The sequence below is a fragment of the Winogradskyella aquimaris genome (assembly GCF_042676105.1).
Lineage (GTDB): Bacteria > Bacteroidota > Bacteroidia > Flavobacteriales > Flavobacteriaceae > Winogradskyella > Winogradskyella aquimaris.
On record NZ_JBHTJQ010000016.1, the window covers coordinates 804,163 to 819,992 of the forward strand.

Here is a 15,830-nt window from a genome sequence, read left to right on the forward strand (position 1 = left end):
TAACAATTATGAGAGGATTATTTTCTTAAATAAAACCTATTTGAATATTGAAACTATTGTTTATATTTGCAATCCTTTTGCAGGCGTGGTGGAATTGGTAGACACGCTAGACTTAGGATCTAGTGCCGCGAGGTGTGCGAGTTCGAGTCTCGCCGCCTGTACAGTTAAAAAGCCGAAACATTTGTTTCGGCTTTTCTGTTTTTTGCCTGAGTATTGGAATTCCTATATTTTTTTAAAAAGTAACTTCGAATTTGTTTTATAGGTCAGAAATGGAAAATAAAATTGATATGTTCTATTTCGAGGAAGCTTTTTATATCGTAAAGGTTAAGAATGTGTAAGGGGGAAAAATTAAAAAGGTTATTCTTGATTGAGATAAGATTTAATGAATTTGTTCAAAATATTATTTTTAATTATAAATCTGACTTGGCCTAGAACAATGCATACTTTTAATGATGTCCAGACTTATAATACCGCTACAAAAGTTCTCCAAGTTCTTATAATTACTTATTTTAGTAGCTTAACATTAATGTTGTGTTGATGTTTTGAGAAAGATTAATTTAATAAACAGCTATTGTTTAATGAATATCTTAAAAAATTTCTTTCTTTGTTTTGTCTTTATCTTGTCTGCATCTATGTTTGGGCAAGAAATCCCACCTATACAAACTTTTTCGCCACAAGATTACCAAGCAGAAGACCAAAACTGGGATATCTCGCAAGATAAAAACGGTATAACTTATTTCGCAAATAACAAGGGCTTATTACTGTATAATAGTGCGCGATGGGAATTATTTCCCACACCAAATCAATCCATATTAAGGTCGGTTAAAGTTATAAACGAAAGGATTTACACAGGTTGTTACATGGATTTTGGCTATTGGGAAAAGGATAGTTTAGGAAATTTAAAATACAATTCGTTAATAAAAAATCGCGAAATTGATATTAAGGAAGATGAAGAATTTTGGGATATAATAGAAATTGATAATTATATCTTATTTCAGTCTTTAGATAGAATCTACATATATAATGTTGAGAATGATAGCTTTAAAATTATTGATTCTGAAAATAGAATAAATAAGATTTTTAGAGTTGATGACACTATCTTCTTCCAAAAAAACAAATACGGTCTTTATGAAATTCAAAATGGTGTAGAGCATCTGTTCATCACTTCTGAAGAACTTAATGATAATGAGATCATAAACATTTACAGAATGGACCGATCACTGTTGTTGGTCACCAAAGAAAGAGGTATTTACAGTTATTCAGATGGTGTGTTGAGTCCATGGAACTCTACAGTAAATGAAATTCTTAATGGGTTTAGCATTTATAGCAGTATTCGATTAAAGGATGGAAGTTTCCTGTTTGGAACGATTTCTCAAGGTATAATACAGATTTCGGCTAATGGTAAGTTGATTCTATCTGCGAGCCAGTCAGATGGTTTAAGCAATAACACTGTACTATCACTGCATGAAGGGATAAATGGTAATGTCTGGTTGGGTTTAGATAATGGTATTAATTGTATAAATATTGATTCAGCATACAGGGTCTATAAGGATAAACAAGGTGTCTTAGGAACTATTTATGCGTCGATTAAGGTTAATGACTACATATATCTTGGAACCAACCAAGGTTTGTTCTATAAAAAGGTAACAACGAAATCGAGATTCAATTTTGTGGAAGGCACAAAGGGTCAAGTTTGGAGTTTAAAATATTTTTATGGTACCGTATTTTGTGGTCATGATAAAGGAACATTTATCATTAAAGATAATGAGGCAAAGCTGATTAAAGGAGAAATTGGGACTTGGACTTTAGACAGTATTGAGGGAAGGCCTAATTCATTGATTCAGGGTAATTATAAAGGCTTAAGCATAATAGAATTTAAAAATGACCAATGGTCTTATCGAAATAAGATTGAAGGATTTAATATTTCTTCGAGATACTTTGAGTTTATTGATGCTAATGAATTATTGGTAAGTCATGAATATAAAGGGGTATACAAAGTACGGATAGATGATGGTTATCAAAAAGTTGTAGATTCCGAAAAATTAGATATTCAAAATGGTGCAAAATCGAGTGTCAAAAAATACCAAGGCAGAGTATTGTATTCCAATAAGGAAGGTGTTTATGTGTTTGATAATGCAGAGTCAAAATTTAAAAAGGATGAGGGTCTCAGTGAATTAATAAGTGGTGATAATTATGTTTCAGGAAAATTGATATATGATGACTTAACAAACAGGTTATGGCTGTTTTCTAAAAATAGCATTATTTTTATAGAGCCAGGTGCGTTATCGGCAAAGCCAAAAATCAATACAATTCCAATTCCGTATTACCTTAGAAACAGTAAGGTGGGTTATGAAAATATTCTTAGTCTTAACAGAAATGAGTTCTTAATTGGGACTACAGATGGTTATCTTATAGTAAATATTGGGGCAATACAACATGATGCCAAAAGCATTAAAATAGATCAAGTTTCAAATAACTCGTTATATTATAAATCTGCTCAACTACGTCTTGACCAATCTCCTCAATTGGCAAATAAGAATAACAATATAGTTTTTAAATATAGTATTGTAGATTACAGCAGTTTTTCGGCAACAAAATATCAATATAGATTATTAGGTATTTATGATAACTGGAGTGATTGGTCCGCTGAGTCAGAAGCATATTTTGAAAATCTCCCTCATGGTGATTATAAATTTGAAGTAAAGGCCTATTCTGCAGGTGTAGAATCCAGTAATATAGCATCATACCATTTTTCAATTGAAAAGCCATGGTATCTTAGACCTGTGGCCATCGGCACATACATAATTGTAGGGTTGTTACTTCTCATAGGTATTCAATACTTTAATAGTAGATATTATCAGCTACAAAAACAAAAACTTATAGAAAAGAAACAACGTGAATTGGAACTAGAACAATTGGAAAACCAAAGACAGCTCATTCAATTCAAAAATCAAAATCTTCAGTTGGATATAGAGAATAAAAATCGTGAGTTGGGTACAGCAACGATGAATTTGGTTAAAAGAAATGAGTTGCTTAATAATATTAAAGATGCCTTATCTAAAAGCAAATCTTTAGACGATGTGAGAGGTGTAATCAAATTGATTAATACCAATTTAAACAATACAAGCGATTGGAAACTTTTTGAGGAAGCTTTTAACAATGTAGATAAGGACTTTATGAAAAGGATAAAAACACTCCATCCAACTATAACGCCAAATGATTTAAGACTCTGTGCCTATTTGAGATTAAATCTATCTTCTAAAGAGATAGCTCCATTGCTTAACATTTCTCATAAGAGTGTCGAGGTTAAGCGATATCGATTGCGTAAAAAAATGGGATTAGACCACGAACAAAGTCTTACAGATTACATACTGGAGTTATAACTCCTATACTTTTAGGTTTTCTACCTATACATTACCTATACATTATTGCTATTTATAATGAAAATAGAATGATAACAGATGGCTCTTATCCCTTTTAAAATCAGTCATTAGCTGTAATGTAATATGACATTCGTAAATATTTAAGTCTTTTTTTACGATGTATATTTTTTGTATAGTGTTTTTTTAAGATTTCTTTAGTATTTTGTACTAAGTTGCTAAAACTAATCTCGACTAACTATGAAAATCAAAATTTTTGCATTTTTTGCTATGTTTTTGAGCATAGCAACGCAGGGTCAGAATGTGGATGTTTCGGGTACAGTTACAGAAGCATCTTCTGGTCAGCCATTACCAGGTGTTAATTTGGTAATCAAAAACACAACTAAAGGTGCTTCAACGGATTTTGATGGTAACTTTACCATCACTGATGTACCCTTAAATTCAATTTTGGTTGTGTCCTATTTGGGTTTTATAACTCAAGAAATTAAAATTGAAAATGCCAATCCGCTCAACATTGTTCTACAAGAAGATGCGCAATCATTAAGTGAAGTGGTTGTTATCGGATATGGAACCCAGAAAAAGAAAGAGGTGACAGGGGCTGTGAGTGTCTTAGACTCGGAGTCTATTGAAAAATTAAATCCTGTCAGGGTAGAACAGGCCATACAAGGTCAGGTAGCCGGTGTAAACATTACTTCAAACTCTGGTTCACCAGGAAGTGGTTTAAACATTAGAATTAGAGGTATAACCACTAATGGGGATAATGCTCCTTTAATATTAGTGGATGGAAACAGGATTTCAGATTTATCAGTTCTAAATCCTAATGACATTAAATCGATTAATGTATTAAAAGATGCTACTGCCGGTATTTATGGAGTTCAGGCTGCCAACGGTGTTATATTAATTACCACCAAATCTGGTAGGAAAAATACGGGACTAAAGTTTCAGTTGGATTCTTATTCTGGAGTTCAATTTACAAGCAGAAAAATGGATTTAATGAATGCAAGAGATTTTGCAATCTATGTGAATGACGCGTCAAGTTCTACAGAGTATTTTGTTTACCCCAGAACTGGAACAGATTGGCAAGATGAAGTTTTTGAACGTGCTGCAATATCTAATGTAAGTTTAAACGTAACTGGTGGTAGTGAGAAGTCCGCCTACTCTGCTGGGATATCGTATTTAAATCAAGACGGTATTGTTGGTGGTAGTAAAAACAATTTTGAACGTTTAACGGCAAGACTAAATTTTCAATATGATATTCTGGAGAATCTAAAATTAACCGCTAATGGATTGCATACACTATCGGAGAAACAAAATTTAGCTGAAGGTGGTATAGGTGCCGTTTTATATAATGCAGTTAACATCAACCCAACCATGCCTGTTAGAAATGACGATGGTAGTTTCGCTTTGGCAAATGATATATCTCAAATTGAAATTGTCAATCCTGTTGCACAAATTAATGATACCTATAATACATCTAGAGTGTCAAGATGGAGTGCTGTACTCGGTTTAGATTATACCTTCTTGAAAAATTTCACGGTAACCTCTAGATTCCAAGGTAATCACGCCAATGTAAGGGACGATATTTTTAGACCAGAAGTTTATTATGGTGGTGGTAAATCTTTAAACACAGTAAGTTCACTAGCGGCTCTAGAGGATGATATGATTATTAATGAAGTTGTTGATTTCGGTGCAGATTATACCGATTTTACATGGGATAACTTTATTACTTACACTAATACATTTAACGACAAACATGACCTAACAGTTCTATTGGGCGCATCTTTATATCGCACTAAAGGTAGATTTTATGGTGATGTTGGTAGAACGGAGATGGGAACTAACCAACCTGGACAATCTATTTACGATGAAGGTATGGTGAGACAGCCACGATTTACAGATGCCCAACTTGACAATGGTGCAGATTGGTATGATTCTCGATTGGCATCTTTATTTACAAGGGTTCAATACAGTTACATGGGAAAATATTTGTTTTCTGCTGTAATAAGACGTGATGTATCGTCTCAATTCTCTTCGCAAGATGGTAATAATGTCGGTTACTTTCCTTCTGGATCTGTCGGTTGGAACGTTTCTGAAGAGGATTTTATGAGCGAAGTCAATTGGATAAGTAATTTAAAACTAAGAGCGAGTTACGGAATAATTGGTAACGATAGGATCCCTGCTTTTGCGTTTATCACTAGATTAGATGGTCAAGCGACTATCGATGTTGGTTCTGATGACCTTTTATTTGGATTGGCACCGGGTAGACCTGGTAATCCAGACTTAAAATGGGAAGAACAAGAAACAGCAAATGTTGGGGTTGATTTTAGATTATTTAATAATAAAATAAGTATCTCTGCAGATGCCTACAGAAAGCAAACGAAAGATTTATTATTAACTCCTCAAGCCTCTGCTGTTACAGGTGTAGGAGCACCAGCAACAGGTCCTTCCGTTGTTAATGCAGGTACCGTTAGAAATACTGGTTTAGAGTTCGCGCTTGGTTATAGTGATAATTTTTCAGATGATTTTAGATTTAATTTCAATTTCAACTTTACTACTATAAAGAATGAGGTGATTTCACTCAATGGGAGAACTACACCAGTAGGTGGAGAATACGGTGTGGGTCTTGGTATTACAGATATTACACGTATGGAACCAGGGTTACCACTTGGACATTACTACGGTTACCAAACCAATGGAATTTACCAAACTCAAGCTCAGATTGATGCATTAAACGCAAGCGCACCTTCTGGTACGTATAGTACGATTGGTGATGTTGCACCAGGTGATTTAATATTTGTCGATACCAATGGTGACGGTGAAATTACTGCAGATGATAGAACCAACTTAGGTGATCCGATACCGGATGCCACTTTTGGTATAAACATTGGCTTTACTTATAAAAACATAGATTTTAGTGCAAATGCATTTGCATCTGTGGGTCAAGAAATGGTAAGAAATTACGAACGAAAAGATTTATTCGCAAATCGTGGTACTTACATGTTAGATAGATGGCAAGGCACAGGAACAAGCAATAGTACACCAAGAGCGGTGGCTGGTGCTAATGTTAATAGTGATTTCTTTAGTGATTTTCATGTAGAAGATGCTTCGTTTTTACGTTTACAAAATGTACAGATAGGTTATACTTTCGGAGAAAAATTCAACTCTAGTGTTGGAGTTGACAAATTTAGAATTTATCTTTCTGGTAATAATCTAGTTACACTTACGGATTACTTAGGCTTTGATCCTTCAGCCAATAATGGTAATCCACTAGGCGGTGGTATAGATAATGGATTTTATCCGGTGGCCGCATCTTATTTGTTAGGAATTAATTTAAACTTTTAATCGTTATGAAAAAGAGATTAATAATTTTTTTGAGTTTCATCACATTCTACACTATAGGATGTACAGATGATTTTGTTGAAGTAGAACCCGATGGGTTCAATGATTCTGATTTTTTTAATAATCAAGAAGAGTATGAAAGCGCCCTTGTAGGAGCGTATGATATGTTACAAGCTACGTTCTGGAATGTACTTACGGGTATTGTGGCTTCACCAGATTATGCTGCTGGTGGAGATGAGTTTAATTACGATCAACCCACACTTCAGAATATTAACCTTATGATTCATACACCATCAGATGAGAATCAACTGAGAAGTATATGGGGACTAATGTATGCTGGTTTAAATAGAGCCAATTTTATCTTAGAGTTTAAAAATAAGAGTGAATTTGCGGGTAAGGAAGAGATTATTGCACAAGCATACTTTCTAAGAGCATATTATACCTTTGAATTGGCAAAATTCTTTGGTAATGTGCCTTTAAAAACTGAAAATAGAAATGGCGTATTAAGAATTATGGATGAACGTATCTTTCCAGAAGATGAGTTCAGCATGGAAAGAGTATCCGATTTAGCAACAACATACAGTCTCATTGAAGAAGACTTAAAGGAGGCTATTGCTAATCTTCCTGTGACACAAGAGTTACCTTATGAGGCTACCAAAGGTGCAGCGCAAGCTTTATTAGGTAAAGTATATTTATATCATGCTAAATTCGATCAGTCTAAATATGCTGAGGCATCAACGGTATTGAATCAGGTGATATCAAGTAACCAGTATGCATTAACAACTGGGGAAACTTATCAAATGCTTTTTGAGGGCGAAGGAGAAAACAGTTCAGAAGCTGTTTTTGAAATCCAATACACTGGTATAGAAGCAGCTGGCTGGGGTTGTATAGAATGTAGTCAAGGAACGTATTTCCCGCAGTTTTGTGGACCAAGATCACCTTACAATGACCCAGTGTATTCTTCTGGTTGGGGATTTTGTTTGCCTTCAGTTGAATTGTATGATCTTTTTGAAGATGGAGATGCAAGACGAGATGTTACATTTTTTGATTTAAGAGACGCCCAGGATTCTTATACACAAAGTAGAGATGACACCGGACTTTTCAATAAAAAATACATGCCTAGAAAAGCAGACGATGGTGTGGGTGCAGATCCTTTAAATTACTCGCAGAATTATCGAGCTATAAGATATGCAGATGTTTTATTGATGGCAGCTGAAGCTGAAGCGCAAAGTGGTGGTGGAAATGCTGAAAACTATCTAAATCAAGTCAGAGCTCGAGCTTATGGAGATAATAGTCATGATTACACTTCGGCAGAAGGTAGTTTATTAGAGGCGATATACCTAGAAAGAAGAAAAGAGATGGCAGGCGAAGGGCATGGCTTCTTTGATTTGGTTAGAACAAATAGAGCGGCCTCTACTATAGAAGGCTTTACACCAAATAAGAACGAAGTTTTTCCAATTCCTTTGATAGAACTTCAATTAGCTCAGGCCGAAGAACGCTGGGGCAATCCAGGATATTAAAAAAGTTGAACAAAAAATAGAATAAAAATGAAAATATTTAAAAAGGGCGTTTATTACATTTTAGCATTATTAATGCTAAGTGTTTCATTTTCTTGCGAGGAAGATGATCAGTTAAACATAATAGCAGGATTGGATTTCAATATCGCAGAATTAAATCCAGAAGGTAATTTAGTGGGAGTTATCGCAACCACAATTCCACCAGACGGAAGAATTGTTTACACTGTAGACTTTGGAGATCCAAACGGTACAGATATCGTGCCTGATGATAATGACAATCCCAGTGATGTTGTAAAAACAACAAGCGGTCCAATGGTATCTTATGAATATCCAGAAGAAACAGCTACATACACTATTACGGTTACAGCATCCTTGCCTGGAAGAGATGATGTGTCCATTTCTAAGGATTACACGGTTATTTTTCAAGAACCAGAACCAGATCCAACAGATAATCCATTTTTTGGAACTTGGCGTTTGGCACCAGAGGCAGGTGCTTTAGGAGTAGGTCCTGGACAGGGAGATGTATCTTGGTGGTCAAATTCTCCTGAAGATGTAGTAACAAGAGATTGTTTGTTTGATGATGAGTATGTATTTAACGCTGATAATACGTTTCAGAATGTCCTAGGAGATCAAACTTGGTTAGAGCCATGGCAAGGAACAGATCCAGAAGCTTGTGGTACTCCAGTTTTTCCTCATGATGGAACTGCTAGTGCAACATATGAATTTACAAGTAGTGAACTTACAATCAACGGTGCAGGTGCATTTATGGGTCTAGCAAAAGTGGTCAATGGTGCAGAGCTTGGAGCAGCGGATACAGTACCAGAATCAAGAACATATCAATATATACTATCTGATGATGGCTTGTCATTAACTTTACAAATCCCTGTTGCAGGAGATGGCTGGTGGACATTTAGATTTGTTAAGGATGCACCTCCGGCGCCTTCAGCTTTAGAAGGGTCTTGGAGATTGGCACCAGAGGCTGGTGCGTTTGGTGTAGGTCCAGGTCAAGGTAACGTCTCCTGGTTTTCAAGTTCAGAAGAAGATATTACAACAAGAGCTTGTTTATTTGATGATGAGTATGTATTTAATGCTGACGGAACGTTTCAAAACGTATTAGGTTCAGAAACATGGTTAGAAGGTTGGCAAGGTCAAGATCCTGAAGGTTGTGGAACACCAGTTTTCCCTCATGATGGAACAGCCTCTGCAACATATGATTATGACGCAGGAAATAACACATTAACTATTAATGGTACAGGTGCCTTTTTGGGCTTGGCCAAAGTATTTAACGGTGGTGAGTTAACAAATCCATCGGAGGCGGTAGAAAGTATAGAGTACATTGTGGAACTACAAGATGAAAACACTATGATTGTAGATATCGCTGTTGCGGGTGATGGTTGGTGGAGATTTAAATTAGTGAGAGAGGCACCACCTGCTAATCCGTTGGTGGGTACTTGGAGGTTCGCCCCAGAAGCAGGTGCTTTTGGTGTAGGTCCTGGTCAAGGTAATGTGTCTTGGTTCTCTAGTTCATCAGAAGATGTCACAACAAGAGACTGTTTATTTGATGATGATTATGTATTTAATGCAGACGGAACATTTGAAAATGTTTTAGGTTCTGAAACTTGGCTAGAAGCTTGGCAAGGACAAGATCCTGATGGATGTGGTACACCAGTATTTCCACATGATGGAAGTGCGTCTGCAACTTATACTTATGATGAAGGAGCAGGAACGGTCACTATTAACGGTACAGGTGCTTTCTTAGGCTTAGCCAAAGTATTTAATGGTGGTGAGTTAGCCAACCCATCTGGAGCGGTAGATAGCATTGAATATATTGTAGAGTTTGAAAATGCCGATACAATAATCGTTGATATAGCTGTTGAAGGTGATGGCTGGTGGAGATATAAGTTTGTAAGACAATAATTATTTAGTCTAATTGTTTGAAATCAAAGGTCAGTATGATAGTACTGACCTTTTGACACATTTTTTAAGTGTCAAAAAAGTTCTGTAACTTACAAAAAAGACTGATTTCCTTAAGCAATCAAATAAAAACATAAAATTCAATCTATGAAAAATAATCTAATTGTACTGCTCTTTATGCTGGTTGTTTCATTTACGCTAGCACAATCAGATCAGGTATCCGTCGTAAAAAGTGATGATGGTTTCAGGCTTACTGTTAATGGTGAAAATATGATTATTAATGGTATGAACTGGGATTACGTTCCTATTGGTACAACCATAACTGATACAGGTATCTGGGGCAGATCTGATGATATTATAAAAGCTGCCTTGGATGAAGAGATGTTACTTCTCAAAAATATGGGAGTTAACGCTATTAGAACGTATGGTCTAGAGCCAAAATGGATTCAGTATATTTATGAAAACTATGGTATTTATACCATGCTCAATATAACCTTTGGTGCATATGGGCTTACCATAAATGGTGCTTGGACACCACAAACTGACTATGCTGATGAAGCGACGAGAGAAATTCTCATGCAGGAAGCTATTGACATGGCCAACACGTATAAGAATACTCCAGGTCTGTTATTATACATGATAGGAAACGAAAACAATTATCATTTATCATGGACAGGTGCAGAAACTGAAGCGATTCCAATCGATGGTGCTGAGGACACTAATAAAATAGCTGCGGCTCGTGCACTTTACAAAGCCTTTAATGACGCCGCTAAAGAAGTTAAATCTATAGATCAGTCGCATCCTATAGCAATTTGTAATGGGGATTTACTATACCTAGATTTAGTGAAACAAGAATGTACAGATATAGATATTTACGGAACCAACATGTACCGAGGGGTGTCGTTTGGTGATGCATTTCAACGGGTAAATGATGAATTAGATATGCCTATCCTATTTGCAGAGTTTGGTTCCGATGCTTTTAATGCAAAAGACAACAAGGAAGACCAATATATGCAAGCATACTTTGATGTTGAAAATTGGAAAGATATATATCAAAATGCCGCAGGACTTGGTAAAGCAGGAAATTCATTAGGTGGATTCACCTTCCAGTTTAGCGATGGCTGGTGGAAGTTCGGACAAACAAAAAACCTTGACGTTCACGATAATAATGCTTCTTGGCCTAATGGTGGTTACTATATGGATTTAGAACCAGGACAAAATAATATGAATGAAGAATGGTTTGGTATTTGTGCTAAAGGGCAAACAGATTCAAGAGGGTTATATACCTTGTATCCTAGAGCAGCATATTATGCTCTTAAAGAAGTACATCAATTTGATCCTTATGCGGAAGGTGTTAATCAGGATTTTCTCTATAACTATTTTAAGAACATCAATGTAATGGATGCCGTACTGAGAGCAAGAGGTGATAAAGCGGCTCTTGGTGGTGGTGATGCGGAAAAGCTAAGTATAAGTAGGCTATCAGCACAATTCACAACATTTAATACGGGTGGTAGTTTAATTACTACTCCAGATACGGAAGATCCTAATGCTAATGTATTTCCAAATCAATTAGGTTTTGATCATATGCAATCGTATTTCGTGGGTATTCAAGGAAAACCAGCGGCCAATATGAGAGCTAATGTTGAGTTTAATATATTAGGTAATGTAGCAGAAAACCCAATCAATGAAATTTTTTATGAGAATGTTGGTAGACCAATTACAGTTGTTGGTGTTGAAGGTGGAAATAATATCGATGCAGAAATAGCTGATTTTAACAGATTGCGCGTTTATCAAGCTGAGTTTGAATGGAAGGCAAAAGATTTTGATCTAAGAGGGTTCTACAGAACAGGTCATTACCATTGGGCTTATGAAGGTGATTTCTTTAACCTTTATCCAGAAGCTAACTATGGACCAAACCTAGATATCTACAATGGTGAGATCCTTGGTATTGAAGTTGATGCCAAGGGTGAATTAGAAGGTTTGAAAGCAGCATTCGGTCCACAACTTTGGTGGGGTGCTAACCCAACGATGTTATTAAAGTACTCGAGAAATATACTTAATTGGGATGTGACCGGAATTTATCATAGAGATCTCAATACGGATTTAGAATTTGATGAAAATGGTAGACGTGTATTAAATCCCAATCAAGTACGTTCTGGTATTATACCACCATGGCCAACAGAGCGTGCTACGCTTGCCATCGAAAGAGATTTTGGTAGTTTTGGTGTAACCTTAGGTGGTATTTGGGGCGGAAATCCATTAAATGGCAGTTCATTCCAAATGTATGACGAAAACAATGATGTTGTAGTCGTAGATCAAGTTAACAGCCAGGATAATTGGGGAGCAAAAGCTAAAGTAACTTATCAAAAAGGCCGATTCAATTGGTATGCACAAGGGTCTTACATGGGGCTAGTGGCAAATGGAGGTGCTGATCAAACAAGAACATTTACAGGTTGGAGACTTAAAGATTCAGGTAGCGGTAATATGACAAACTTCCTATCAGGTTTTACCTATTCTTTTGGTAACTTACAGGTAGCACCAAACTTTATGTGGCAGAAACCCTTGGTAGATCCTATGCCAAATGGTGTCCCTGCACCAGGTCGATTAAGAAATGTTATTGATGATCCTTTCGCTGTAAGAGGTGGTAACAGAGAAACTACGGCAGGTGAAATTTTATTCACTTTCGACCCTACACCTGGAACCTGGATGTACGAGTGGAATAATGATAGAGAAGAAGACGCTAAATTTGCAGTAAGTGCTGGATTTGTTTACAGATACTTACCAACTACACAAGATGCGCACATTGGATTCTTAGCAAATCGTACATTTTTTGCGTTTTCTGAATCTGCACCGGCAGAAGATTTATGGGAAGCACATACACGAATCGTTTCTAAGTTAAGTCCTGAGTTAGGAATTATTGGTAATTTCTATTACGGTAATGGTCAAGGTAATGGTGATTCTGATAGAACCATTACTCGTTTTGGTGGGGATTTAAGAATGCTTTATAAAAACTTTAAGGTAATGTCTCATGTTAAGGTAAATGATTGGGGGCCTTTTGATTATCACAGAGATTTCAACTTGACCTTTCCTTTACAGTTAATGCTAGACGTGTCAACAACTCTTGGAAAACCAGATTGGTTTATTTTACCGAGTACGCAAGTAGGAATTAGAGGAACTTGGAGGTCTTTAGACCAAAACTCACCAAGGTATTCACCTTTAGCGACTGATCCGAATTCAACCAATCCAAATTCACCACCGACTCTAAGCCCTGTTGGTTTTCCTGATGGAACAGAGTGGGAAATAAGAACTTACATCCATATTAATATTGGTAAATAAAATTCTATGATTATGAAAAACAAAAATTTAAAATATAGCATCATCTTACCTTTAGTTGGATTGATATCTATCGTAATGATAAGTTGCGAAAGAGGTTTTTCAGATGATGTAGACTTAGCAACATTCCCTACAAACGGAGATATCTATATAGATGATCCAGTAGGTTTGACAGATGAATTTTTTACATCCTTTGATCCAGCAACGGGCGCAAACACTAATGGATTTGGAACAGATAACAATGAGGTTTATGAAGGTTCTTCTTCAATCAGAATAGATGTGCCAGCACCAGACGATCCAAATGGAGGTTACATAGGTGGGATTTTCAAAGATCGCGGTGAAGGAAGAGACTTATCGGGATATGACGCCTTAACATTCTGGGCAAAGGCATCAACTTCTGCAACAATTGAGGTTGGTTTCGGTTCAGACTTTATAGAAGATAAATATGCGGTTGGTGTTAGTGATTTAGTACTTTCAACAGCTTGGAAAAAGTATATTATACCTATTCCAGACCCTTCTAAATTAGTTCAAGAACGAGGTTTGTTTTTGTTTGCAGCGGGAACACAGAGCACTAACGGAGCATCTTATTCATTTTGGATTGATGAGTTGCGTTTTGAAAGCTTGGGTACGCTAGGTCAACCAAGACCTAGAATACTTGGTGGTCAGGACCAAACGGCCCAAGCCAATATCGATACATCGGTACCATTAATTGGATTGACTTATACGGCAAACCTCCCTGATGGACAGGATATTACTGTGTCAGCAGCACCTTCTTATTTTGATTATGAAACATCCAACCCTTTTGTGGCATCGGTTAATGACTTAGGAATAGTTACTGTTGATGGCCCAGGACAAGGCGGTGATAATACGGCTGTAATTACAGCGAGTATAGGTGGTATTTCGGCAGAGGGTTCCTTAACAATAGAGGCTGTTGACATCGATGTGATTTCAATATTTAGTGATGTTTTCGCTAATGTACCGGTAGATAATTACAACGGGTTCTATGAGCCATTTCAAACGACTCTGGGTGGTGCAGTAAATGAAAATGGAAATAACATCATTGATTACACTATGCTAAATTTCGTAGCTATTGAATTTTATGGTAGAGACGGAAGTGATGTAGATCCTATAGATGCTACAGATATGACACATTTGCACATAGAGTTTAGAGTTAATGAAACTGTTGACGCATCAGACTATATAAATATGGAGCTGCATAATAATTTCACCTTGCCCAATGGTATTTCGGGATCATTTCAAATATTAGGTACGGAATTATTGAGTAACGAATGGGTAGAGTTTGATATTCCATTATCAAGTTTTAATGGGCTTACCTCTAGGGATGCCATTGGAATGATGTTATTTGTTACAGATAATAATATTGCCAATTTATCTATAGATAATATTTATTTCTACGCAGAAAACTAAAAAAAAAAGCTAAAAATGAAAAATAGGAATTTGAACATTAGACTAAAATCAATACTTATATGCAGTGGGCTTTGTGCCGGACTCATGGGATTAATTACAAATTGTAATCCCGATGAGACTCAAAACGTAACAAACTTTAACACCATATCAATGCAGGATGAATTTGATATTGATGGAGCTCCTAATCCGGCCATATGGACCTATGATATAGGCACTGGTAATAATGGATGGGGAAATGCTGAACTTCAATATTATACTGATAGACCAGAAAATGTGGTCGTAGAAAATGGTATGCTCAAAATTACTGCAATTCAAGAAGATTTTGAAGGTTCAGGTTATACGTCAGCCAGACTATTAACCCAAGGTTTATTTGAGCAAAAGTATGGGCGTTTTGAGGCCAGAATGAAATTGCCATATGGCAAAGGTATGTGGCCTGCATTTTGGCTACTTGGAGCTAATATAGATGAAATTAGTTGGCCATTCTGTGGTGAGATTGATGTCATGGAAAATGGTGGTTCAAAGCCAACTATTGTAAGTGGGGCAGTACACGGCCCAGGGTATTCAGCTGGAAATGCAATCGTAAAAGAATATGAATTTACTGATAGTCGTGTAGACTCCGAATTTCATGTCTATGGCATAGAATGGGGTCCAAGATATATTAACTACTACGTAGATGATGTTTTATATAACCAAATTACACCAGAGGATGTAACTGGTGATTGGGTTTTTGATAATGGACCATTCTTCATGATTATCAATTTAGCTGTCGGTGGTGTATTTGATGGAAACCCTAATGAAAACACAGTATTTCCACAAACCATGTATGTGGATTATGTAAGAGTGTATTCAGCCGACTAAAAAATAAAATACCATGTTCAAAGGTCAGGATTTATAATCTTGGCCTTTTTGACCCTCATCT

At 36.3% G+C, this 15,830-nt stretch carries 7 protein-coding genes and 1 tRNA gene; all 8 read left to right on the plus strand.

Going from position 1 to position 15,830, the window contains the following annotated elements; translation table 11 throughout:
* Positions 1-79 precede the first annotated feature (79 nt).
* Positions 80-161: transfer RNA gene (locus ACFQ1K_RS13690), tRNA-Leu, on the plus strand.
* Positions 162-578: 417 nt separating this feature from the next.
* Positions 579-3,383 carry a helix-turn-helix and ligand-binding sensor domain-containing protein gene (locus tag ACFQ1K_RS13695; RefSeq protein WP_320554189.1) on the plus strand — a complete coding sequence of 935 codons (2,805 nt, stop codon included), beginning with the start codon at positions 579-581 and terminating at the stop codon, positions 3,381-3,383.
* Positions 3,384-3,620: 237 nt separating this feature from the next.
* Positions 3,621-6,722 (plus strand): SusC/RagA family TonB-linked outer membrane protein, encoded by a 3,102-nt coding sequence (locus tag ACFQ1K_RS13700; RefSeq protein WP_320554188.1) that lies wholly within the window; start codon positions 3,621-3,623, stop codon positions 6,720-6,722.
* Between the two features lie 5 nt (positions 6,723-6,727).
* On the plus strand, positions 6,728-8,239 hold the full coding sequence (locus tag ACFQ1K_RS13705; RefSeq protein WP_320554187.1) for a RagB/SusD family nutrient uptake outer membrane protein: 1,512 nt from the start codon (positions 6,728-6,730) through the stop codon (positions 8,237-8,239).
* A gap of 27 nt (positions 8,240-8,266) precedes the next feature.
* On the plus strand, positions 8,267-10,153 hold the full coding sequence (locus tag ACFQ1K_RS13710) for a hypothetical protein (protein ID WP_320554186.1): 1,887 nt from the start codon (positions 8,267-8,269) through the stop codon (positions 10,151-10,153).
* Between the two features lie 144 nt (positions 10,154-10,297).
* Positions 10,298-13,486, plus strand: coding sequence for a glycoside hydrolase family 2 TIM barrel-domain containing protein (locus ACFQ1K_RS13715; RefSeq protein WP_320554185.1), 3,189 nt, complete (start codon positions 10,298-10,300; stop codon positions 13,484-13,486).
* Positions 13,487-13,498: 12 nt separating this feature from the next.
* Positions 13,499-14,911 carry a carbohydrate-binding protein gene (locus tag ACFQ1K_RS13720; protein WP_320554184.1) on the plus strand — a complete coding sequence of 471 codons (1,413 nt, stop codon included), beginning with the start codon at positions 13,499-13,501 and terminating at the stop codon, positions 14,909-14,911.
* A 15-nt stretch (positions 14,912-14,926) separates the two neighbouring features.
* Entirely contained in the window at positions 14,927-15,769 is an 843-nt protein-coding gene (locus ACFQ1K_RS13725; protein ID WP_320554183.1) for a glycoside hydrolase family 16 protein, read from the plus strand.
* The last annotated feature ends 61 nt before the right edge of the window (positions 15,770-15,830 follow it).

Bases quoted from the DNA above. Each gene is read 5' to 3' on its own strand.
- ACFQ1K_RS13695 (WP_320554189.1), top strand. From the start codon at position 579: ATGAATATCTTAAAAAATTTCTTTCTTTGTTTTGTCTTTATCTTGTCT.
- ACFQ1K_RS13700 (WP_320554188.1), top strand. From the start codon at position 3,621: ATGAAAATCAAAATTTTTGCATTTTTTGCTATGTTTTTGAGCATAGCA.
- ACFQ1K_RS13705 (WP_320554187.1), top strand. From the start codon at position 6,728: ATGAAAAAGAGATTAATAATTTTTTTGAGTTTCATCACATTCTACACT.
- ACFQ1K_RS13710 (WP_320554186.1), top strand. From the start codon at position 8,267: ATGAAAATATTTAAAAAGGGCGTTTATTACATTTTAGCATTATTAATG.
- ACFQ1K_RS13715 (WP_320554185.1), top strand. From the start codon at position 10,298: ATGAAAAATAATCTAATTGTACTGCTCTTTATGCTGGTTGTTTCATTT.
- ACFQ1K_RS13720 (WP_320554184.1), top strand. From the start codon at position 13,499: ATGAAAAACAAAAATTTAAAATATAGCATCATCTTACCTTTAGTTGGA.
- ACFQ1K_RS13725 (WP_320554183.1), top strand. From the start codon at position 14,927: ATGAAAAATAGGAATTTGAACATTAGACTAAAATCAATACTTATATGC.